This window comes from Bacillus basilensis, assembly GCF_050630465.1.
Lineage (GTDB): Bacteria > Bacillota > Bacilli > Bacillales > Bacillaceae_G > Bacillus_A > Bacillus_A basilensis.
Window position 1 is genome coordinate 126239 of sequence record NZ_JBNTQO010000003.1, and the last position, 22817, is coordinate 149055.

Consider the following 22817-nt stretch of genomic DNA (forward strand, 5'->3'; position numbering starts at 1 on the left):
GAGAAAAATATGGCTGCACCTATAAAAATGATTCAAAAACAAGAATTAACTGAGGAAGAAATAAAACAGCAAAAATTAGATGATTTAAAAGAGCTTCTAGCTAATAATGAAGACGCTCTAAATCAAATGTTTAATATAGTAGGGGAATTGAATGATATTGGCATGCTAGAAGCAGCAAATTCTATGCTAAAGGCGAAAGAACCAATCGCAAAGATTGTTCTTGGCCAAGTGACTCGTGAGCCTGTTACAAATTTAATTAATAATATGATGGGGGCTGCGGGTGCTTTAACAGAACTTGATCCGGAGCTTACGAAAAAGCTTATAGGTAGCTTATTAGTAGGGCTAGAAAAGGGTAATGAACATCTAGAGAGTAATAAAAAAGTAGGGGTATTCGATCTTATGAAAGTATTGAAAGACCCAGATATTAACCGTGCTATCGGGTTTGGGCTTCATTTCTTAAAAGGTATGGGAAAAGGATTAAAAGAAGAATAAACTTCATTAAGTGAACCTTTTCGCCCAAATGTTTGTACGAAATAGTTTGGGCGGAAGGCTCATTTTGGTAAAATATATAATAAAGTAAAATGAGGCTTTTGGGAGGTATAATTGTATGTCAAAAAAAGTACATGAATTTAATGATATGATACGAAAACTTCGAAAAGAACTTTTCGGAAAAGGGCCAGAACGAATTCATACTGTTTTTGCAGAAAACATGGCGATCGCGACTCTTTATGGAAACTTAACACCTACTGAAAAATTCATTTCAAGTACGATGGACGGTGCGGAAATGGTCCATATGGCTAGAACGAAAATGATTCAAGAAGTATATGCTGCGAATTCCCGTGAACATTTGGAGGAACTTGTTGGAGCGAAATTAGTGAACCTATTTTCAGATATGAAAGTAGAAGAAGATATTGCAGTTTCGGTATTTGTTTTTGATAAAAATATAACGTGAGAGAAGGATACTGATCGTGAAACCGATACAGGTAGAAAGAGAAATCTTTCGTTATGAGCAAGGGGCGTTTAAACATATAGAGGACAGCATTGTAACAGAGTTTCCAGTCACGATTAAAATGAACGGACAGGAGTTTGTTACAATGGTTAGTACTCCAGAATATATAGAAGATATGGTAATAGGCTTCTTAGCATCTGAAGGAATCATTCGGAAGTATGAAGATATTGATGACATATGGGTGCAAGAGAAAGAAGGATTTGTACATGTCACGACGGCAAAAGTAAATCCGTATTACGAACAAATGCAAAATAAACGTTATATTACTTCATGCTGTGGTATGAGTAGACAAGGATTTGTCTTTGCAAATGATGCATTAAGCGCAAAGAAAATGAATGGCGTGCATGTACAAGTTACTGCAGAAGACTGTTTTCGATTAATGAAAGAAATGCAGCAATCTGCTGAGACATTTCGTCATACAGGGGGCGTTCATAATGCGTCTTTGTGCGATGTGAATGGTATTATTTTAAGTCGAATGGATATCGGAAGGCATAATGCGTTAGATAAAATTTACGGTTATTGCTTAAAAAATAATATTTCTATAAGAGATAAAATCATTGTTTTTAGTGGTCGTATTTCTTCGGAAATATTATTGAAAGTTGCAAAAATTGGTTGTGAAATTATATTGTCAAAATCAGCTCCAACTGAGTTGGCTTTGCAGCTAGCAGAAGAATTAAGTATTACTACGATAGGATTTATTCGGAATCAATCCTTAAATGTATATACGCATCCAGAGCGTGTTTTAAATATAAAATAAGTAAAAGCGAGGCAATAAATATGAAATCTTTCACATTAGACAAACTACAACGTCCTTTAAAGGATTTACGTATTTCTGTTACTGATCGCTGTAATTTTCGCTGTCGTTATTGTATGCCAGAAGAAATATTTGGTCCTGATTATTCGTTTTTGTCTAATGATAAAATTTTATCTTTTGATGAAATTGAAAGAATAACACGTATTTTCGTTTCTTTAGGTGTACGAAAGCTACGAATTACAGGTGGAGAACCGTTACTTCGAAGAGGGCTTCCAAAGCTTATCGAGCGCCTTAATAAAATAGATGGTGTGGAGGATATCGGCTTAACAACCAATGGATCGTTACTTAAAAAGTTTGCTCCTGATTTATATAAGGCGGGTTTATCACGTGTGACAGTTAGTTTAGATTCCTTAGAAGAAGAGCGTTTTTTCTATTTAAATGGTAATAGAAGCAAAGTACAAAGGGTTCTGGAAGGAATACAAGCTGCAGCTGAAGTTGGTATGAAAATTAAAATAAACATGGTCGTTCAAAAGGGGAAAAACGAACAGGACATCTTGCAGATGGCGCAATACTTTAAGGAAAATAAGCATATTCTTCGTTTTATTGAGTATATGGATGTTGGAAATTATAACGGTTGGGAGTTAAAAGAGGTTGTCTCTAAACAAGAAATAGTAGATGCGATTCATCAAGTTATGCCATTAGAACGGATAGAAGCGAATTATGCAGGTGAGGTTGCGACTCGCTATCGTTATATTGGAAGTGATGAAGAAATAGGTATTATTTCATCAGTAACAGATTCCTTCTGTTCCTCATGTACGAGAGCACGTATTTCTGCAGAAGGAAAATTATATACGTGTTTGTTCGCTTCTAAAGGAAATGACTTGAGAGAACTGCTTCGATCTGACTACACTGACGAGGAAATAACAGATATCGTACGCGACATATGGAACAACCGAGAAGATCGTTATTCAGATGAACGCTTAAGTAATAGTAATAAAAAAGCTATGCCTAAAATTGAAATGTCACATATAGGTGGTTAATATAAAGTTGACATAAAAGTGAAAAATGGAAGGTGTACAAGAATTGTAGATTTTCTATTTTATAGTAAAAGTGATGATTGATCTCTCTGTAAAAGATGTGCAGAGAAATTAAGCAGCATTCAAAAACCTTTATTTTGAAGAGGTTTTTTGAAGCTGCTTTTTTATTTGGAGAAAATGGAGGAATTAGTAATGGCATTTCATAAACCGGAACAAATTGCTGAGCTTGTCATTGAGGCCGGTGTTCAAAAAGTAAGTCAGACCTTGCCAGCAATGCTTATTCTCGGTTTTTTAGGAGGAGCATTTATTTCGCTCGGTTTTTTACTTAACATTCGCGTTTTAGGTAATTTACCTGAGCGCTGGGGGAGTTTAGTAAATGTTTTAGGAGGAGCGGTTTTTCCTGTTGGACTCATGTTGGTCGTATTAGCAGGAGGAGAATTAATTACCGGAAATATGATGTCAATGTCTATGGCGCTTTATGCAAAGAAAATTACATTGGTCAGTGTGCTGAATAACTGGATTTGGATTACTTTCATGAATTTTGTAGGAGCTATTTTCGTAGCGTATTGTTTCGGCCATCTTGGCGGATTAACAGAGGGGGATTATTTAAATAAAACAGTAGCGATAGCGGAAGGCAAGTTACATGAATCTTTTGGAAGAACTTTAATTTTAGCAATTGGGTGTAATTGGCTCGTTTGTTTGGCGCTTTGGCTCGCTTATGGGACAAGTGATTTTGTCGGAAAAATAATCGGAATTTGGATTCCAATTATGGCATTCGTAGTGATTGGATTTCAGCAAGTAGTAGCAAATATGTTTGTCATCTCAGCAGTTATTTTTGCAGGTCATCTGACGTGGATGGATCTTGCTAGAAATTTTGTTCCTGTTTTTATTGGAAATGTAATTGGAGGAGCTGGATTTGTTGGATTTGCTTACTTCTCTTGTTATCAAAAACAACATTCTAATATGAAATAGAGTTCGTGAGAGGGAGGGTATGTAATGGCTGAGCGGTATTCACGACAACAGTTGTTCAAACCAATTGGGAATGGAGGGCAAGAAAAAATTAGAAATAAACATGTGTTAATTGTAGGAGCAGGCGCATTAGGAAGTGCAAGTGCTGAAAGTTTCGTACGTGCAGGTATTGGCAAGTTGACGATTATTGATCGTGATTACGTTGAATGGAGTAATTTACAAAGACAACAATTGTACTCTGAAGAAGATGCGAGAGAGAAATTGCCAAAAGCAATTGCTGCTAAAAATCGGCTAGAAAAACTTAATTCGGAAGTACAAATAGATGCTTTCGTAATGGATGCATGTGCAGAAAACTTGGAAGGACTATTAGAAAATGTTGATGTAATAATTGATGCAACAGATAATTTCGATATCCGATTTATAATAAATGATTTATCACAAAAACATAATATCCCGTGGGTATATGGTTCTTGCGTTGGCTCGTATGGTATGAGTTATACAATTATTCCGCAAAAGACACCGTGTTTACATTGTGTGCTGAAGAACATTCCAGTTACAGGTGTGACGTGTGATACAGCTGGAATTATTAGCCCGACTGTACAAATCGTCGCAGCATATCAGGTGGCGGAAGCACTCAAAATTTTAGTAGAAGATTTTTCAACTATTAGAAAACCATTTTTCATGTTTGATATATGGAGTAATCAAAACCATTTTATAAAACTAGGGAAAATAAAAACAGACGCTTGTCTCTCATGTGGTTTGAATCGAACTTATCCTTATTTATCATACGAAAACCAAACGAAGGTAGCTGTTTTGTGCGGAAGAAATACAGTTCAAATTAGACCGGTAGAAAATAGACAGTACAATTTTGATGATATAGAAAAAGTATTAAGTAAACTAGGAAAAGTAGATCGGAATCCGTATTTACTATCTTGCCAAATAGATGAGTACCGCGTTGTTATTTTTCGAGATGGTCGTGTTTTCATTCATGGTACAAATGATATTTCGAAAGTGAAACAATTATATTATCGCGTATTCGGTTAATAGAAAGGGTTGTCAATAATGGAAAGAAGAGTGCCAATTACGGTTGAAGACGCTGTTCGTAAAGTAATGGGATTTGCTCATAAAGGATTAAAGGAGCTACTACCTATTGAATTAGCTTATGGACGTATATTAGCAGAGGATTTAGTAGCTGACCATGATGTACCTTCATTCAATCGTTCCCCGTATGACGGATTTGCTATTAGAGCAGAAGATACGAATTTAGCAAGTTATGAAACGCCAATTGTATTTGAAGTAGTGGGTGAAATTGGTGCAGGATCGCTATTCGATGAGAAAGTAGGTCCGTTTCAAGCAGTTCGAATTATGACGGGAGCACAGATTCCGAATGGATGTGATGCAGTTGTTATGCTAGAGCTGACTCGTCAATATGAGGAGGCTGGCAGTAAGTATATGGAATTGAAGCGGTCATTCAAAGCGGGCGATAATATTTCTTTTCAAGGTGAAGATGCTCGTAAAGGAACGGTTCTTGCAAAGAAAGGAACATACATTCATCCAGGTATTTCAGCTCTTCTTGCTACGTTCGGGTATAGCGAGGTGCCAGTTGCGAGAAAGCCTGTAATTGGACTATTAGCGACTGGCAGTGAATTACTGGATGTAAACGATTCATTACAGCCAGGGAAAATCCGAAATAGTAATACGTATATGATATTGTCTCAAATTCGAAGAGCAGGCGGAAGAGTAAAATATTTTGGGAAGTTTAGCGATGATTTTCATACGTGTTTTACGGCTGTAAAAGAAGCATTAAGCCAAGTAGATATGCTCATTACAACAGGTGGTGTATCAGTAGGGGATTACGATTATTTGCCAGCTATATATGAAAAATTAGGTGCATCAGTTCTTTTCGATAAAATTGCAATGCGGCCAGGAAGTGTTACGACTGTAGCGCAATTAAATGGCAAGTTATTATTCGGTTTATCAGGAAATCCATCTGCTTGTTACGTAGGATTTGAATTGTTTGTAAGACCTTGTATTCGAACGTATATGTTTAGTGAAAAAGCACATGTAAAAAGAGAAAAAGCGTTATTAGGAGAAGACTTTTTAAAGCCAAATCCATTTACAAGGTTTGTACGAGGAAAACTAACATATAACGAAGGGCAGTTAATCGCTTATCCGTCAGGGTTTGATAAATCTAGCTCAGTTTCTTCTCTAGCAGAGACAAATATATTTATTGTACTTCCAGGTGGTACGAGAGAGTATAAAAAAGATATGTTCGTAGATGTTCTCTTGTTGGAAGATAACGAAGGTAGTGAATGGCCTTGGACATTTTATAAAGTGAGAGGTGATTCTAATGGGACAAGTGCTATTTGAAATTGTCGATATACCGATTGTAGTTGAAGAAGTAACGAATAAAGTCGCAAGAAGAGAAGCAGGTGCGATTACAACTTTTATTGGTACAGTGAGAGAATTAACAAAAGGAAAACGAACGCTACATTTAGAGTATGAAGCATATAAACCGATGGCAGTAAAACAACTTACGAGAATTGGGGAAGAAATAAATGAAAAGTGGCCGGACGCAAAAGTAGCAATTACGCACCGAGTAGGACGGCTAGAAATAATGGATATTGCGGTAGTCATTGCAGTTTCATCACCACATCGTAAAGTAGCTTATGAAGCGAATGAATACGCGATTGAACGTATAAAACGAATCATCCCAATATGGAAAAAAGAATTTTGGGAAGATGGAACGATGTGGATTGGAGATCAACTTGAAAATACACCTTATCCAGAAGGAAAACCGAAGAAGGAAGAATGAGAAGATGATTACAATTTTACTGTTCGCAAATTTGCGTGAGGAAGTCGGATTAGATCAATTAGTAATTTCCGAGAAACAAGAAATGACAGTTCAGCAATTAAAGGGATGGCTCAAAGCAAACTATTGTTTACAATCGCTTGATAGAGTGATGGTGGCTATTAATGAAGAGTTTGTAACGAATGAAGAGATGATAAAAGCTGGAGATATAGTCGCATTAATCCCGCCCGTTAGCGGGGGGTAATAAGGATTTGTAAGATGTTGTATATAAATTAGAATTATGAGAAGGGATGAGTTCTATGATTACTCAAGAACAAATAATGAATGCGTTAAAACATGTGGAGGATCCAGAGTTACACAAAAGTATTGTAGAATTAAATATGGTTAGAAATATACAAATGAATGGAACAGAGGTTAAACTTGAAGTAGTGCTAACGATTCAAGGTTGTCCGTTAAAAGCAAAAATTCAACAAGATGTGGAAGAGTCTCTTCAGGCAATTGGCGCCTCTAAAGTGGATTTGACATTTGGTTCTATGACACAAGAAGAACGAGCTGCGCTAACAGAGAAGTTAAAGAAAAATAGTAGAACAGAAACTGGTATGCCGAGCATGCTTCGCCCTGATTCAGGGGTACGATTTATTACTGTAACGAGCGGAAAAGGTGGAGTTGGCAAATCAACGGTGACAATTAATCTTGCAACGGCTTTAGCTCGTATGGGCAAAAAAGTGGGGATATTAGATGCAGATATATATGGTTTTAGTATTCCAGCTATGATGGAAACGAATCAAAAACCAACGATGATTGATCAAACAGCAATTCCAGTCATTAGTCACGGTGTTAAAATCATGTCGATGGGATTTTTTACAGAAGGAAATAACCCGGTTATGTGGCGCGGACCGATGTTAAATAAATGGATTCAAAATTTCCTTGCGAATACGCACTGGGGAGAATTAGATTATTTACTGCTTGATTTACCACCAGGTACAGGAGATATTGCCATTGATGTTGCAGCTATGATTCCGCAGGCGAAAGAAATTATCGTTACAACACCACACAATGTAGCTTCATTCGTAGCATTTAGGGTGGGGGTAATGGCAAAACATACGAAACATGAGATTTTAGGTATTGTGGAAAATATGGCTTATTTTGAAGAACAAGATGGATCGAAAAATTACCTTTTTGGAAAAGGCGGTGGTGAAATGTTAGCAGAACAATTGCAAACGGAAGTAATCGCACAAGTACCTTTTGCAAAACGGGAAGAAAATAACGGTTCATCTGTATATGATGAAGATTCTCTTGTTGGAGAAGTGTTTACAACGTTAGCGGAAGATATTATTTATAAAGGATAGAGGAGGAATTTTTTTATGGGGTGTAATATTGATCATTCTATTGAAGATGTAATGAATAAGCTTGAAAGTCAAAAGAGTTTTTTACCGGAAGTAATTTTTAAAGAGGTAAAGGGATTTTTGCAAGGTAATCATTCGCAGGAAATATTAAATGTTGTCTTTCATCTTCTAAAAAAGTATGACTTAGTTAGTGAAGAAGAAAGAGAGACGAGAAATACTCAATTATTGCTGATTATAAAATAAATACGCTTTGGCTTTTGTTTTGTAACAGGAGGGGTAAATGTAATGAATATGAAGAAGATGATTGAAACGATAGAAGCAACAAAAATGACTGGAGAAGAATTATCGATTGCTCATTTACATCAAAAGCTTGTAAAGTTATATAGTCAAAAAAATGTAACTGATTATACGGAGTTATTAAAATATATTTTATCATTATCCGTGCAGCTGGATTTACATTTCGTATTGAAATATTTTGGTATGCGACCGGTTGTTGCTACAGATGAGCGTATGCAATTTCAAGAGATATTTAAATGCTTAGCTAAGAAAGACGATAATGGGGAATGGTTTTTAAATTTTGTTTCTTTATATGTAGGGCTAATTGTAGTTCTTCATTTTGATGAAAAAGAGATTGAGAGAAGTTTTTTCGATGCTATAGTAGTGGGGGAAGTAAATGAAATATAAGATTCTGCTCATAACATCTTTCTATTTAATTGCTATAACTGCGATTTTAATTGGTTATATAAATATGAAGGTAACGAATTAAAATAGTTTGATAAAAACTGTTCTTCAGTTGTTTCCATCGTTTTTTCATGTTACCATTAAGCGAATTTTTCATAGGGAGAGAAAGCGATGAAATGGATTTATTTTATTATTATTAACGTTATAGCTTTTAGCCTTATGGGGCTTGATAAACGAAAAGCGAAGAAGAAACAGTGGAGAACGCCAGAAAGTACGTTGTTTTTATCAGCAGCAGCTGGTGGCGCAGTTGGTGCTTGGATCGGTATGTATATGTTTCACCATAAAACTCATAAAAAGAAATTTGTTTTCGGTATACCGTTACTTGTCGTTATCACAGTATGTTTACTTTTTGCTGTATGAGAAATGTCGAAAGAATTGCAGAGTGATTATTGGTAAAGTGAGCACGTGGGACCGTATAATGGAGAAAAACGAGAAGAGGAGAAAAGGAAGATGGGGAGTCAATCAGCACAGCAACAAAAAGGGATCATATATGCGGCTGGTGCTTATACGATGTGGGGAATCCTACCAATCTATTGGAAATGGGTTGAGGAAGTTCCGGCCGATGAAATATTAGCGCATCGCATCGTTTGGGCGTTCGTTTTTATGTTACTTGTATTAGGTGTTACGAAGAGATTTCGCCAGTTTATTGGGGAGTTCGTGAATCTTTTTAAACGACCTAAATTATTAATGTCATTAACAATAGCTTCAGTCTTGATTAGCGGAAACTGGTTTGTCTACATATGGGCCGTTAATCATAATCATGTCATTGAAGCAAGTCTTGGATATTATATTAATCCGCTTATTAGTATTTTACTTGGTACAGTCGTTTTAAAGGAAAAGTTAAACTTTTGGCAATATGTTGCAGTTGGTTTAGCTGGATTAGGGGTTATCATTTTAACAGTACGTTTCGGGGCTATTCCGTGGGTTTCTCTATCACTTGCCTTTTCATTTGGGTTATATGGATTAACGAAAAAATTGTTAAACTATGATGCCACAATTGGACTTACGATGGAAACGATGTTAGTAACGCCGTTTGCGGTTATTTATCTCATTATGACAGGAGTACATGGCTTCGGTTCATTTGGATCTATTTCCATGTTATCGACGTTACTTTTAATAGGAGCAGGTATCGTTACAGCATTACCACTTTTTTATTTTGCAAAAGGAGCACAACTTATTCCGCTTTATATGGTAGGATTTTTACAATATATTGCACCAACGATTAGTTTAATTTTAGGTGTATTCGTATTCGGTGAACATTTCACATCTACTCATATGATGGCATTTTTCTGTATATGGGTTGCGTTATTTGTATTTTCGGTAGCGAAAACAAAGTTCTTAGTACAGAAACAACCGAAATTTATAAAAAATAAATCAGCAAAAGTATCATAATGCGTAGTATTTTCTACGCATTTTTCTTTATACTTATATTATATAGAATTTCCATTATAGTCAGTGAGGAGCTGAGAACGTGGAAACAATTTTACATAATGATCCGCTTATGGCCGCTGTAATTTCGTGGTTTTTAGCACAGTTTACGAAAGTCATTTTTAAATTAGTCAAAACGGGCGAATTTGATTTTGCAAAGTTTTTCGCTTCAGGTGGGATGCCAAGTTCTCATGCTTCAACTGTGACAGCGCTCGCGACAGGTGTTGGCGTTGTGGAAGGTGTGGAAAGTACCATATTTGCTGTTGCTGCTATTTTTGCAATCATTGTTATGTATGATGCTTCAGGAGTAAGGCTTGCAGTAAGTAAACAGGCGAAAATATTGAATGAGTTTTTTCACGGTAGACAAACAGAATATAAGAAGTTAAATGAACTTGTCGGGCATACACCGTATGAAGTAGTAGTCGGTGCCTTATTAGGGATTATTGTCGGGGTAGGATATTGTTTATGAGCAGAACATTTTATATGTTCTGCTTTTCTTTGTTTTCATACATATTCAGCGACTTTTTTGAATATCGTTATACGGATTTCGAAAGGGTGGGTGAGTAACTTGCTATTATATGAAAAAGTGCATGAAGAAATAGTAAGAAGAACAACTGCACTTCAAACGATGCAACGGCAAGATGGTACGTGGCGGTTTTGTTTTGAAGGAGCTCCATTAACAGATTGCCATATGATTTTTTTATTAAAATTATTAGGTAGAGATAAAGAGATAGAACCGTTTGTAAAAAGATTAGCATCACTCCAAACAAATGAAGGAACATGGAAATTGTATGAAGATGAAGTGGGTGGTAATTTATCTGCTACAATTCAATCTTATGCTGCCTTGCTTGCTTCGGAAAAATATACAACAGAAGATACGAATATGAAGCGAGCGGAAATGTTTATAAATGAGCGTGGCGGGGTAGCGCGTGCTCATTTTATGACGAAGTTTTTATTAGCAATTCACGGAGAGTATGAATATCCTTCGTTCTTTCATTTACCAACACCAATCATGTTTCTACAGGATGATTCCCCCTTCAGTATATTTGAATTGAGTAGCTCAGCACGTATCCATTTAATTCCGATGATGCTGTGTTTAAATAAAAGATTTCGAGTAGGGAAAAAGTTATTGCCAAATTTAAATCACATTGCGGGCGGAGGCGGAGAATGGTTTCGGGAGGATCGGTCTCCGTTATTTCAAACGTTATTAAGTGATGTAAAACAAATTATATCGTATCCACTTTCGTTACATCATAAAGGATATGAGGAAGTCGAACGGTTTATGAAAAAGCGTATTGATGAAAATGGAACGTTATATAGTTACGCAACTGCCTCGTTTTATATGATTTATGCTTTACTCGCGTTAGGACATTCTCTTCAATCATCAATGATTCAAAAAGCGATAACTGGGATAACGTCTTATATATGGAAGATGGAAAGAGGAAATCATTTGCAAAACTCTCCGTCAACTATATGGGATACAGCTTTACTCAGTTATGCTTTGCAAGAAGCTCAAGTTCCGAAAGCAAGTAAAGTGATTCAAAATGCATCAGCGTATTTACTAAGAAAACAGCAAACAAAGAAAGTAGATTGGAGTGTACATGCACCGGATCTCTTCCCAGGTGGTTGGGGCTTTTCGGATGTGAATACGACGATTCCAGATATTGATGATACAACTGCTGTGTTAAGAGCATTGGCGCGAAGTAGAGGGAACGAAAATGTAGAAAATGCTTGGAAGCGAGCGGTTAATTGGGTTAAAGGATTGCAAAATAATGATGGTGGTTGGGGAGCTTTTGAAAAAGGGGTAACGAGCCGTATATTAGCAAATTTACCAATCGAAAATGCGAGTGATATGATTACAGATCCTTCTACACCAGATATTACAGGGAGAGTGCTAGAGTTTTTCGGGACGTATGGACAAAACGAATTGCCTGAGAAACAAAAACAAAGTGCGATAAATTGGTTAACGAATGCACAAGAGGAAAATGGATCGTGGTATGGGAAATGGGGGATTTGTTATATATATGGTACGTGGGCGGTTATGACTGGTTTACGGTCACTAGGAACTCCATCTAGCAACCCATCATTAAAACGAGCCGCTTTATGGCTTGAACATATACAGCATGAAGATGGTGGCTGGGGAGAATCTTGCCACAGTAGTGTGGAGAAAAGGTTCGTTACTTTACCATTTAGTACACCATCCCAAACAGCATGGGCGTTAGATGCCCTCATTTCTTACTATGATAAAGAAACGCCAGTCATTCGAAAAGGTATTTCATATTTGCTCTCCAACCCTTATGTAAATGAAAAATATCCTACTGGAACAGGCTTGCCAGGTGGGTTTTATATTCGTTATCATAGTTATGCTCATATATATCCGTTGCTTACTTTGGCTCATTATGCAAAAAAATATAGAAAATAAACCGAGAGATGTCTCTCGGTTTATTTTGTTGGGTAGTAGGTCCCTTTTGAAAAGAATAAGGTTGTGATGTACCTTATTTTTCGGTTGATTGGCGTTTTTGACGTGCATCAGCGGCATTTGCACGTGCGTTTGCTTCTAAGTCATTGTGGTCAGCGAGTTCGCGAGAGAACTCAACATCAATGCCATCAGTTGCTTTGCTTTGTTTGAAATTCTTTTTGTTCATTCGACATAATCTCCTTGCACTTTATGCGACGTTGCAAAGTTAGTTTGACACAAATAGACTTTTTTATACAAAGAGGAATTGGAAAGCAAAAAGCCGAAATATACAGTATAAGTAATAGAAATGGGGGATAGGAATGGAGTTTTTAAATGGGAAAACAGCTGTTGTAACAGGAGCTGCACAGGGAATTGGAAAAGAGATTGCAAGGGTTTATGCAAAACTAGGGGCGAAAGTATTAATTAGCGATGTAAATGAAGAGAATCTACAAAAAACGACAAGTGAGTTATCAGATGAAGGATATGAAGTGTGCTCATATCGATGTGATGTGAGTAATCAAAATGAAGCAAAGTCGTTAATTGAATATGCGGTTCAAAAATTTGGTACATTACATATTTTGGTGAATAATGCTGGGATTACAAGAGACGCAATGTTACATAAAATGGAGAAGTCTGCTTGGGAACAAGTATTACAAGTGAACTTAACTGGAGTTTTTTATTGTATGCAACCAGCGCTTCTTTACATGAGACAACAAGGGTATGGACGCATTATTAATATATCTTCAATTAGTAGAGAAGGAAACCTAGGTCAAGCAAATTATGCGGCTACAAAGGCAGGAGTTGTCGGTTTAACGAAAACAGCAGCGAAAGAAGTTGGAAGCTTCGGTATTACTTGTAATGCGATTTGTCCGGGTTTTATGGATACAGATATGACAAAAACGATACCAGATAAAGTGAAAGAAAAGATGGTTGGTGCTATTCCAGTTGGTAGAATTGGAACGCCAGAAGATATTGCGAACGCAGCAGCTTTTTTAGCATCAGAATACGCATCTTATATTACAGGTGAAGTATTAAATGTGAGCGGAGGACTGCAAGTTTAAAGGAATACATAATGAAAAGAACCTGACCAGGTAGGTCAGGTTCTTTCTCATTAATTTAAGTTAAGCCAAACGCTCTTTACTTCTGTATAGTTATTTAATGCGTAAGATCCCATTTCACGGCCAAGACCGGATTGTTTAAATCCTCCAAATGGAGATGCTGCATCAAAGACGTTATAACAGTTTACCCATACTGTACCTGCACGTACTTTACTTGCAACATAGTGTGCTGTTTTAACATTTTCTGTCCACACACCAGCCGCTAAGCCGAATTGTGATTTATTTGCACGTTCAATTACTTCATCAATATCGTTAAACGGTATTGCAGAAATAACTGGACCGAAAATTTCTTCTTTTGCGATCGTCATTTCATCATTTACGTCAGCGAATACTGTAGGAGAAACGAAGTAGCCTTGATCGAATGGATTACTTCCTCCGCATAGTACTTCAGCTCCTTCTTCAATCCCTTTTTCAATGTAGCCCATTACACGTTTTTGTTGTTCTTCAGAAACGAGAGGACCAATTGTTGTTTCAGGGTTAAGACCGACACCTTGATTTAGTTTTTTAGAATAGAGGACGAGATCAGCCATGACATTATCATACATTTTCTTCGGAACAAATAAGCGTGACCCAGCAGAGCATACTTGTCCTTGGTTAAACATAACACCAGAAAGTGCACCAGGAATCGCGCGAGATAAATCAGCATCTGGCAAGATGATATTTGGTGATTTACCGCCTAATTCAAGTGTAACGCGTTTTAATGATTCGGATGCTTGTCGCATAATTTGTTTACCGACAGGAGTAGAACCGGTAAATGCAATTTTATCAACGAGTGGATGATTAACGAGAGCTTGTCCAGCTGATTCACCGAATCCAGGTACGATATTAATAACACCTTTCGGGAATCCAGCTTCTTCAATTAATTCAGCTAAGTATAGAGCAGATAGTGGAGTTTGTTCTGCAGGTTTTAAAACGATTGTACATCCTGTAGCAAGCGCTGCTCCCATTTTCCACATTGCCATAAGAAGCGGGAAGTTCCAAGGGATAATTTGACCAACGACACCAACAGCTTCATGGCGTGTATAGTTAAAGTAATCACCGGAAACAGGAATTGTTTGACCAACGATTTTCGTAGCCCATCCAGCGTAATAGCGCATATGCTCAATTGCAAGTGGTATGTCTGCTGCCATTGTTTCACGGATTGGTTTTCCGTTATCTAATGTTTCGAGCTGTGCAAGCTCTTCTTTATGTTCTTCCATTAGATCAGCCAACTTGTACATGAGACGGCTTCGCTCAGCAGTGCTCATACGAGACCAAGGACCTTCGTCAAAAGCCATACGAGCTGCGACTACAGCTTTATGAATATCTTCGCGACCAGCTTCAGAAACGACGGCAAGTGTTTCACCAGTTGCTGGGTTAGGTGTTTTAAATGTTTTACCGGAAGCGCTTTCAATGAAAGATCCATTCACATATAACTTTTTTGTACCTTGAAGAAACTTTTCTACCTTTTCATGAAGATTTACAGCTAGTTGACTCATTGTATAACCCCCTTGAAAATATAATGTAAACGCAGTACGAGACGGCGCTTATTCCGAAATCAAGGATGTGGAAACTAGATGGAAAGCCTCTAATTAAAATCATAATTAATAAATACTGAAAATTCAAATTTCATTTGTGTTACAATTGTAAAAAATATGTAATGTAAGAGAAGCTTCTATATGATTATAAAAAATCCTGCTTGTTTTTGCTTTCTAGTAGGAAAAACTAGAAGAACAATGGTACAATAATACATCGTGAGAGGAGGGGGAAAAATGAAAGATTATCATGATGATCCACGCTTTAGAATAGCCCATAGAGAAGCGTTAATTGGTCTTGGACTTGCTATTATTAATTTTATAATATGGTACGGATTTGCTTATGGGCTTGGTAGTAAAGATCCGAGTGAATATACATATGTATTAGGTTTTCCCGCATGGTTTTTTTATAGCTGTATCGTTGGATTTATCGTTATGGTTATTTTACTTAGTTTAGTTGTTCGTTTTGTATTTCAAGATATTTCACTCGATGAGGAAGAAAAAAGTGAGGAATAATAGATGAATTGGTATGTAATCATTCCAATGATAATTTCGTTTATCGTTGTATTTTTAATTGGTGTATATGCTTCAAGACGCGTGCAAGCAACTGCTCATAATAAATTTTTGCAAGAATATTTTCTTGGTGGGCGTGAGCTTGGCGGTTTATTATTAGCGATGACAATGATTGCTACATACGGTAGTGCTAGTAGCTTTATTGGTGGTCCTGGTATTGCTTACAATATGGGGCTGGGCTGGGTACTACTATCTGCGATTCAAGTTGTAACAGGGTATATCGTTTTAACGGTTATCGGTAAAAAGTTTGCAATTATCGCTAGGAAAATGGAAGCCATTACTCTTATCGATTATTTAAAGGGAAGATATAATAATAAAGCAGTCGTGATCCTTTCTGCGTTATGTATTATAATCTTTTTATTTTCAGCAACAGTAGCCCAGTGGGTCGGCGGTGGACGATTAATTGAGTCGCTAACGGGTTTATCTTATACAACAGCACTATTTTTATTTACTTTCTCTGTACTTGTGTACGTATTAATTGGTGGATTTCGTGCAGTTGCGCTATCAGATACACTACTAGGTATTATCATGTTGGTTGGAACGACAATCATTTTAATTGCTACTGTCATTGCTGGTGGTGGAATTGAAAAGATTATGCAGGAACTTGTTCAAATTAATCCAAATTTAATTACACCATTCGGAGCAGATGGCAGTTTAACGAAATCATATGTCACATCATTTTGGATTTTAATTGGAATTGGCGTTGTAGGTTTACCGCAAATTAGCGTGCGTGCCATGTCTTATAAAAATTCAAAAGCTATGCACCAAGCTTTAATAATTGGAACAGTTGTCGTTGGTACAATTATGATTGGTATGCATTTAACAGGTGTATTTGCAAGAGTAGTACTTCCAGGTATAACGGTACCAGATAAAGTAATGCCGCTACTCGCGATGGAAGTGTTGCCACCTTGGTTAGCTGGAGTTTTCTTAGCTGCACCAATGGCGGCGATTATGTCTACAGTAAACTCGCTATTGTTACTTGTAAGTTCATCAATCATTAAAGATATATACGTAAATTACATAAATAAAGATGCGGCAGACAGTACGATTAGAAAAGGAAGTTTATGGATTACTGCTATCGTAGGACTGCTCGTTTATGCGGCAGCAATTAAACCACCAGATTTTTTAATATGGTTAAATTTATTTTCTTTCGGTGGATTAGAAGCAGCATTCATTTGGCCGATCGTATTAGGGTTATATTGGAGGAAAGGAAATGCAACAGGAGCGCTTGCCTCCATTTTAGTTGGAGTAAGCTCATATATGTGCATTCATCTTCTCTATCCAAATCCATTCGGTATACATACAGTTGTATTCCCGATTTGTTTTGCGTTTATTGCTTATATAATTGGAAGTATGATTGCTGTGAAGAAAAACAGTATAGGTTAGATGAAAAACGCAGTCCGTATAGGGCTGCGTTTTTTCGTATAAATTTGTTCTTTTTTATTCTGTATATGTATGACTATTCATAAATTAATAACAATTGAGGGGATGGAGTTGAGGGTGATGAAAAAAGTATTATTTTTAGGAGACCCGGGAATTGATGACTCGCTAGCCATAATGTATGGGTTGTTGCATCCTGATATTGATATTGTTGGTGTTGTAACGGGGTATGGAAATGTAACACAAGAAAAGGCAACAAGTAATGCGGCATATTTATTGCAGTTAGCAGGCAGAGAAGATATACCAGTTATTAATGGTGCGAAAATCCCTTTATCTGGAGATATTACAACGTACTATCCAGAAATTCACGGGGCGGAAGGTTTAGGGCCAATTCGACCTCCGAAAAGTCTTTCTCCAAATATAAAGCCTTTTTGTGAGTTTTTCGACATTCTTGAAAAATATAAAGGAGAATTAATTATCGTTGATGCTGGTAGGTCAACGACACTTGCGACAGCATTTATTTTAGAAAAACCATTGATGAAGTATGTGAAGGAATATTATATAATGGGCGGTGCTTTTTTAATGCCTGGAAATGTTACACCAGTCGCAGAAGCGAATTTTCATGGTGATCCCATTGCGTCACAATTAGTGATGCAAAATGCCAAGAATGTGACATTGGTGCCGCTTAATGTTACATCTGAAGCTATTATTACGCCAGAGATGGTAAAGTATATTACGAAACATTCTAAAACGAGTTTTAATAAATTAATTGAACCGATTTTTACGTATTATTATAAAGCCTATAGAAAGTTAAATCCGAAAATAACAGGAAGTCCAGTACATGACGTCGTTACAATGATGGTTGCGGCGAATCCGTCAATATTGGATTATGTGTATCGTCGTGTAGATGTAGATACAGTGGGGATTGCAAAGGGAGAAAGTATTGCTGATTTCCGTCCTCAACCTGATGCAAAAGCCTTAAAAAATTGGGTGCGAATTGGTTGGTCATTACATTATAAAAAATTTCTCGAAGACTTCGTAAAAATTATGACGTAGACATAATGGGAGAATACAAGTTAAAATAATGGAGATGATTACTAAAATAATCATCTCCATTATTTTGTTTGTAAGAGATAGATAGAGAAGAGTTACACAATAGGAGAGGAATTTTACTTGAAAAAAACTATAGTATGCGCAGTGATTGTGGGTATTTTCGTTTTGCTAATATCGGGTAACTTTTTAGTGAAAAAAGTATGGAGTTCGAATAATGATGATGCGCAGTATATCGCATCCTTTATTGAGGAACATAAAGATGAAAAAAACAGTGCGCTTTTAGTAAAGAGAAATGATAAAATTGTTTATTCTGTAAATCCCAATGTTGTATTGCCAGTTGCTAGTACGATGAAATTAATTGTGGCGCTTGAGTATACAAAACAAGTTACAGAAGGGAAAATTGATTCGTCTCGTTTCGTTTCCATTAATGATGTGAATCGGTATTATGTGCCGAATACAGATGGTGGTGCGCAAGATAGATGGCAAAGGTATTTGGAGAGAACAGGCAAGATAACTGAAGGAGCGGTTTCTTTAGAAGAAGTGGCAAAAGGAATGGTTAAGTTTAGTTCAAATGCTAATGCTGAATATTTAATGGAAGTGTTAGGATTAGATAATATTAATCGAAATTTACAAAGTTTATCACTTCCAGCACATCAGCCACTATTTCCGATTGTTTCATCTTTATATATCCCTGGATATTTGCATAAAGAACTACATGTTCCGAAATATAAAATAGAGAAAAAGTTAAAAGAAATGTCTCAAGAGCAATATCGTGAATATGCGATGATTATTCATGAACGCTTAAAAAAGAAAGGACCATTATTACAGAAGGAAATTCCTCTGTATTTAGAGGAACGTTACGATAAAATTTGGTCAGATCGATTACCAGCGGCTTCTGCAAATGATTATATGGTACTGCTTCAAAAGGCAAATCATAAAGGTGGCCTGACAGAAGCAGAAGAAAAAGTATGGGCAAATATCGTTGAAACAGATATGAGCGCTAAGAAATACCGTAAAACATTTAGACATGCAGGGCAAAAAAATGGCTATACGCCATGGACAGTTACAAAAGCAGTTTATGCGATGGATAAACGCGGGAACTGTACAGAAATAGTGTTCTTAGCAAATAATTTAAATGAGGACGACAGTGCAGAAATACGGAAACATTTAGCAAACTTACATTTCCAAGTGTTGCAAAGTGATAAGTATGATGCGACTTTTATTAAATAAACTCGGTGCTTAAAGCGCCGAGTTTATTTTTATGTACAAGCACTTTTTTGCCATCACTGGGTATGATGGGTAGTAATACTTAGGTGAGAGGGGAAAAGGTGATGAAACAAAGTAAAGAAGAGTTTATAAAGAGTGAAGGCGCTGATTTCCCTGGGAAAACATATGTAGATTGTGTATTACAACATGTATTTGACTTTCAGCGTAATTATTTACTGAAAGATATGTTTCAAGTGCATAAAGCACATATTATGATGCTGACGGAAGAAAGTGTAATGAAAATAGAAGAAGCTAAAGTTATATTAAACGCACTTAAAAAAGTAGAGGGAATACAAAAAAATCAATTGCTATATACAGAGCAGCATGAAGATCTCTTTTTTTTAGTGGAACATTTAATTTCTCAAGAAGCGAAAAGCGATTTTGTAAGTAATATGCATATTGGTAGAAGTAGAAATGATATGGGTGTAACGATGTATCGCATGAGTTTAAGGCGATATGTGCTACGATTAATGGAACATCATTTGTTATTGCAAGAAAGTATGCTGCAACTTGCCGATGATCATAAGGAAACGATTATGCCAGCTTATACACATACACAACCAGCGCAGCCAACAACATTTGGTCATTATACGTTAGCGATTTATGATACGATGCAGAGAGACTTAGAAAGAATGAAACGAACGTACAAACTTTTAAATCAATCGCCAATGGGAGCCGCTGCTCTTTCTACAACAAGTTTCCCAATTAAACGAGAGCGAGTTGCCGATTTACTTGGATTCACAAATGTAATTGAGAACTCATATGATGCTGTCGCTGGAGCGGATTATTTATTAGAGGTTAGCTCGTTACTTATGGTAATGATGACGAATACGAGTAGATGGATTCATGACTTCTTACTATTAGCGACGAAAGAATATGATGGTATTACTGTTGCAAGGCCATATGTACAAATTAGTAGTATTATGCCGCAAAAGCGAAATCCAGTTTCAATTGAACACGCCCGTGCAATTACGAGTAGTGCTTTAGGGGAAGCATTTACAGTATTTCAAATGGTTCATAATACACCATTTGGTGATATTGTCGATACAGAAGATGACTTGCAGCCGTATTTATATAAAGGAATTGAAAAGACTATTCGTGTTTTTTGTATTATGAATGCAGTCATTCGAACGATGAAAGTAGAAGAAGAAACATTGAAAGATCGTTCCTATAAACATGCAATTACGATAACTGATTTCGCAGATGTTTTAACAAAAAACTATGATATTCCATTTCGGCATGCTCATCATGCAGCAAGTGTTATTGCAAATATGTCATTGGAGCAACAAAAGGAGCTTCATGAATTACATTTCAAAGATGTAAATATTTACTTACAAGAAAAATTTAAAATACATTTATTGGAAAAAGAGTGGGAAGAAATTATATCGCCAGAAGCATTTATTCAAAAAAGAAAGGTATACGGTGGACCGAGTAAAAAAGAAATGGAGCGCATGATTAAAAATCGAAAAGAGTCATTTCAAAAAGAAGAAGAGGTATTTGAAAAGGAAAAACAGAGAATTTTACAAGCGGAAAATGATTTGAATATGTTAGCTTTGAATATTATTGAATCGTAAAAGAAGGATTTAATGAATTAATCGCCAATACTTAATGAAACTATAAATAGAGAGAAGAGATTGTCGATGATTCAATTACATGTATATGAAGAGATTCTTAATTTTAAAGAAGAGGTTACACCATTTTTAGAAAAGAATGAACAGGAAAACAATCTCATATTAGGTGTATTACGAATGGTCCAACAACCGATATTTATGGGGGTAGCAAAACAAGAGGAAGAAATTGTAATTGTATTTCTTCAAACAGAAGAAAAGAAACAAATTATTGTTGCTACGTCTGAAATGATGGAAGAGGACATCGTGGAACTTGCAAAAAAATTAGCGGAAGTATATCCAAATGTTCCTGGATTAATCGGTAATAAGAAAATTGTACAGAGATTAGCGGAAGAGATTGCAGTGTTAGAAAATAAGAAAACTACGGTTGTGATGGAGCAAGGTATATATGAATTAAAACAAGTGAAGAAAAAGTGGGACGGAGATGGAGTCTTTCGAGAAGTAAGTAGTGATGAGCTAACATTAATAGAACAGTGGATATACAAATTTTGCGAAGATGTGAAGCTTCCTACTACGAAAGAAGAAGCGAAACAAACCGCTCATACATTAATTACTAACCGTCGTCTATTTGGTTTAGAAGTAGACGGGAAGCTTGTTTCTGTAGCTGCAAAAACGAGACCAACTACAAACAATATAACAGTTAATTTCGTATATACACCGAAAGAAGCAAGGAAAAAGGGATACGCATCTAATTGTGTAGCGGCACTTAGTCAGTGTATGTTAGACGAAGGTTACAAAACAACGACATTATATACGGACCTAGCAAATCCAACATCGAATAAAATTTATCAAGAGATTGGTTATGAGAAGATGATGGAGTCTGTACTTATATTTTTAGAGAAATAGAATGATAAGGCACGCTATTATAGCGTGCCTTTTTGTTATTCATCAATTCGAATTACTTCACCCTGCGGGAAAATCTCAGTTTCTAGTAAGTTACGAATTGCTTTCGCAACGTATTCAGGTGACAGTAGTTTTCCTTCTTCTTTTAGTGTGATGAAGCGGTCTAAATTTATGAAGTCTTCTTTATTTGTTTCACGAATTTGCGCTTGCATATTTGTATCAACAACACCAGGTGCAAAAGCGACGATTTTTACTGGATATTCTTTTTCCACTTCTTCAGTTGCTACGCACTGTGTAAACATATTTACACCTGCTTTCGTTGTGCAATAAGCACCCCATCCGAAATAAGGATTTTTTCCTGCACCAGATGAAATGTTAATAACGCGTTTATCTACTTTCCATTTTTTCGTATGTTTCATGAAAGTAGATGTAAGAATCATAGGTGCAAGTAAATTAATGTGGACGTTCGTAATGAATTGTTCACTTTCTGCTTTTTCAATTGGCTTCATAGGAGCAACTGTACCCGCATTATTAATTAAATGAATAGAGGATACAGTGTCTTCTTGAATAGATGAAATGATTTTGTTAAAGTTCGTTTCTAAATTATGTACATCTTGAAGATCTAAGGAGTGGAAGACACAATTGCTATTATATTGTTCTGCGAGTTTCGTAAGTTCTTTATTTTCTCTTCTAGAAATAGAGATGATACTCGTGTTTTCTTCTAACAATTGCGCGGCGATTGCCTCACCTAAACCTTGTGAAGTTCCTGTTACGATAACATAGCGCATAGTGTAGTAAGCTCCTTTCGTATGTGCGGAATTTTGTTGGACAAAGTACATTGCATAGTTTGTCTACATTTTATAGTATAGAGCACTTTTTACTATAAAT

General features: G+C 36.4%; 26 protein-coding genes. 23 read left to right on the top strand and 3 right to left on the bottom strand.

The genetic code is table 11. From position 1 onward, the window contains the following. Positions 1–9: 9 nt before the first annotated feature. The 16 genes from ACQVV1_RS07210 (at position 10) to ACQVV1_RS07285 (ending at position 12518) form a co-directional block, all read left to right on the top strand. Positions 10–492, top strand: a complete 483-nt coding sequence (locus tag ACQVV1_RS07210) for a helical membrane plugin domain-containing protein (protein ID WP_000729893.1) — start codon at positions 10–12, stop codon at positions 490–492. A 115-nt stretch (positions 493–607) separates the two neighbouring features. Further along, complete coding sequence (locus tag ACQVV1_RS07215; protein WP_000039582.1) at positions 608–952, top strand: Na-translocating system protein MpsC family protein; 345 nt, start codon at positions 608–610, stop codon at positions 950–952. A 16-nt stretch (positions 953–968) separates the two neighbouring features. Further along, positions 969–1766, top strand: a complete 798-nt coding sequence (gene fdhD / locus ACQVV1_RS07220) for a formate dehydrogenase accessory sulfurtransferase FdhD (RefSeq protein ID WP_309259196.1) — start codon at positions 969–971, stop codon at positions 1764–1766. A 20-nt stretch (positions 1767–1786) separates the two neighbouring features. After that, complete coding sequence (gene moaA / locus ACQVV1_RS07225; protein ID WP_242255171.1) at positions 1787–2803, top strand: GTP 3',8-cyclase MoaA; 1017 nt, start codon at positions 1787–1789, stop codon at positions 2801–2803. Between the two features lie 189 nt (positions 2804–2992). After that, positions 2993–3772: a formate channel gene (locus ACQVV1_RS07230; RefSeq protein WP_242255173.1), complete on the top strand. Its 780-nt coding sequence runs from the start codon at positions 2993–2995 to the stop codon at positions 3770–3772. Between the two features lie 24 nt (positions 3773–3796). Further along, positions 3797–4813 (top strand): molybdopterin-synthase adenylyltransferase MoeB, encoded by a 1017-nt coding sequence (locus tag ACQVV1_RS07235; protein WP_242255175.1) that lies wholly within the window; start codon positions 3797–3799, stop codon positions 4811–4813. Positions 4814–4831: 18 nt separating this feature from the next. Then, on the top strand, positions 4832–6139 hold the full coding sequence (gene moeA / locus ACQVV1_RS07240; RefSeq protein ID WP_242255176.1) for a molybdopterin molybdotransferase MoeA: 1308 nt from the start codon (positions 4832–4834) through the stop codon (positions 6137–6139). Next, a complete protein-coding gene (gene moaE / locus ACQVV1_RS07245; RefSeq protein ID WP_242255178.1) occupies positions 6120–6584 on the top strand; it encodes a molybdopterin synthase catalytic subunit MoaE in 465 nt (154 codons plus the stop codon). Before moeA ends, moaE begins: the two co-directional genes overlap by 20 nt. 4 nt (positions 6585–6588) lie before the next feature. Then, on the top strand, positions 6589–6825 hold the full coding sequence (moaD, locus tag ACQVV1_RS07250) for a molybdopterin converting factor subunit 1 (protein WP_242255181.1): 237 nt from the start codon (positions 6589–6591) through the stop codon (positions 6823–6825). Positions 6826–6880: 55 nt separating this feature from the next. Then, the gene (locus ACQVV1_RS07255) at positions 6881–7930 is read left to right on the top strand and encodes a P-loop NTPase (RefSeq protein WP_242255183.1); all 1050 of its coding nucleotides are present in this window, start codon (positions 6881–6883) and stop codon (positions 7928–7930) included. A gap of 15 nt (positions 7931–7945) precedes the next feature. Next, a complete protein-coding gene (locus tag ACQVV1_RS07260) occupies positions 7946–8170 on the top strand; it encodes a group-specific protein (protein WP_242255185.1) in 225 nt (74 codons plus the stop codon). Positions 8171–8212: 42 nt separating this feature from the next. Beyond that, entirely contained in the window at positions 8213–8611 is a 399-nt protein-coding gene (locus tag ACQVV1_RS07265; RefSeq protein ID WP_242255187.1) for a hypothetical protein, read from the top strand. A 168-nt stretch (positions 8612–8779) separates the two neighbouring features. Then, complete coding sequence (locus ACQVV1_RS07270; protein ID WP_016086864.1) at positions 8780–9028, top strand: DUF1294 domain-containing protein; 249 nt, start codon at positions 8780–8782, stop codon at positions 9026–9028. A 90-nt stretch (positions 9029–9118) separates the two neighbouring features. Then, a complete protein-coding gene (gene rarD / locus ACQVV1_RS07275; protein WP_063221240.1) occupies positions 9119–10060 on the top strand; it encodes an EamA family transporter RarD in 942 nt (313 codons plus the stop codon). 79 nt (positions 10061–10139) lie between these two features. Then, positions 10140–10565: a divergent PAP2 family protein gene (locus ACQVV1_RS07280; protein ID WP_063221239.1), complete on the top strand. Its 426-nt coding sequence runs from the start codon at positions 10140–10142 to the stop codon at positions 10563–10565. A gap of 99 nt (positions 10566–10664) precedes the next feature. After that, a complete protein-coding gene (locus ACQVV1_RS07285) occupies positions 10665–12518 on the top strand; it encodes a terpene cyclase/mutase family protein (RefSeq protein WP_242255189.1) in 1854 nt (617 codons plus the stop codon). 73 nt (positions 12519–12591) lie between these two features. On the opposite strand, the gene ACQVV1_RS07290 is transcribed toward ACQVV1_RS07285, so the two are convergent. After that, positions 12592–12741: a YfhD family protein gene (locus tag ACQVV1_RS07290; protein WP_001035815.1), complete on the bottom strand. Its 150-nt coding sequence runs from the start codon at positions 12739–12741 to the stop codon at positions 12592–12594. Positions 12742–12874: 133 nt separating this feature from the next. Between ACQVV1_RS07290 and fabG the strand changes: the two genes are divergently transcribed. Then, complete coding sequence (gene fabG, locus ACQVV1_RS07295; protein WP_431168712.1) at positions 12875–13615, top strand: 3-oxoacyl-ACP reductase FabG; 741 nt, start codon at positions 12875–12877, stop codon at positions 13613–13615. Positions 13616–13665: 50 nt separating this feature from the next. Here the strand turns inward: fabG and dhaS are convergent, their stop codons facing one another. Then, positions 13666–15150: an aldehyde dehydrogenase DhaS gene (gene dhaS, locus ACQVV1_RS07300; RefSeq protein WP_000080279.1), complete on the bottom strand. Its 1485-nt coding sequence runs from the start codon at positions 15148–15150 to the stop codon at positions 13666–13668. A gap of 273 nt (positions 15151–15423) precedes the next feature. Between dhaS and ACQVV1_RS07305 the strand changes: the two genes are divergently transcribed. The 6 genes from ACQVV1_RS07305 to ACQVV1_RS07330 all read left to right on the top strand — a co-directional run bounded on the left by ACQVV1_RS07305 (position 15424) and on the right by ACQVV1_RS07330 (position 21932). After that, positions 15424–15702 carry a YhdT family protein gene (locus tag ACQVV1_RS07305; protein ID WP_000656237.1) on the top strand — a complete coding sequence of 93 codons (279 nt, stop codon included), beginning with the start codon at positions 15424–15426 and terminating at the stop codon, positions 15700–15702. A gap of 3 nt (positions 15703–15705) precedes the next feature. Next, positions 15706–17145 (top strand): sodium/pantothenate symporter, encoded by a 1440-nt coding sequence (panF, locus tag ACQVV1_RS07310; protein WP_242255193.1) that lies wholly within the window; start codon positions 15706–15708, stop codon positions 17143–17145. Positions 17146–17214: 69 nt separating this feature from the next. Next, on the top strand, positions 17215–18195 hold the full coding sequence (locus tag ACQVV1_RS07315; RefSeq protein ID WP_431168713.1) for a nucleoside hydrolase: 981 nt from the start codon (positions 17215–17217) through the stop codon (positions 18193–18195). A 117-nt stretch (positions 18196–18312) separates the two neighbouring features. After that, the gene (locus tag ACQVV1_RS07320) at positions 18313–19422 is read left to right on the top strand and encodes a serine hydrolase (RefSeq protein ID WP_063221232.1); all 1110 of its coding nucleotides are present in this window, start codon (positions 18313–18315) and stop codon (positions 19420–19422) included. 101 nt (positions 19423–19523) lie between these two features. After that, the gene (argH, locus tag ACQVV1_RS07325; RefSeq protein WP_242255197.1) at positions 19524–21032 is read left to right on the top strand and encodes an argininosuccinate lyase; all 1509 of its coding nucleotides are present in this window, start codon (positions 19524–19526) and stop codon (positions 21030–21032) included. 66 nt (positions 21033–21098) lie between these two features. Then, the gene (locus ACQVV1_RS07330; protein WP_242255198.1) at positions 21099–21932 is read left to right on the top strand and encodes a GNAT family N-acetyltransferase; all 834 of its coding nucleotides are present in this window, start codon (positions 21099–21101) and stop codon (positions 21930–21932) included. A gap of 35 nt (positions 21933–21967) precedes the next feature. On the opposite strand, the gene ACQVV1_RS07335 is transcribed toward ACQVV1_RS07330, so the two are convergent. Beyond that, positions 21968–22717: a (S)-benzoin forming benzil reductase gene (locus tag ACQVV1_RS07335; RefSeq protein WP_242255201.1), complete on the bottom strand. Its 750-nt coding sequence runs from the start codon at positions 22715–22717 to the stop codon at positions 21968–21970. Positions 22718–22817 lie beyond the last annotated feature (100 nt).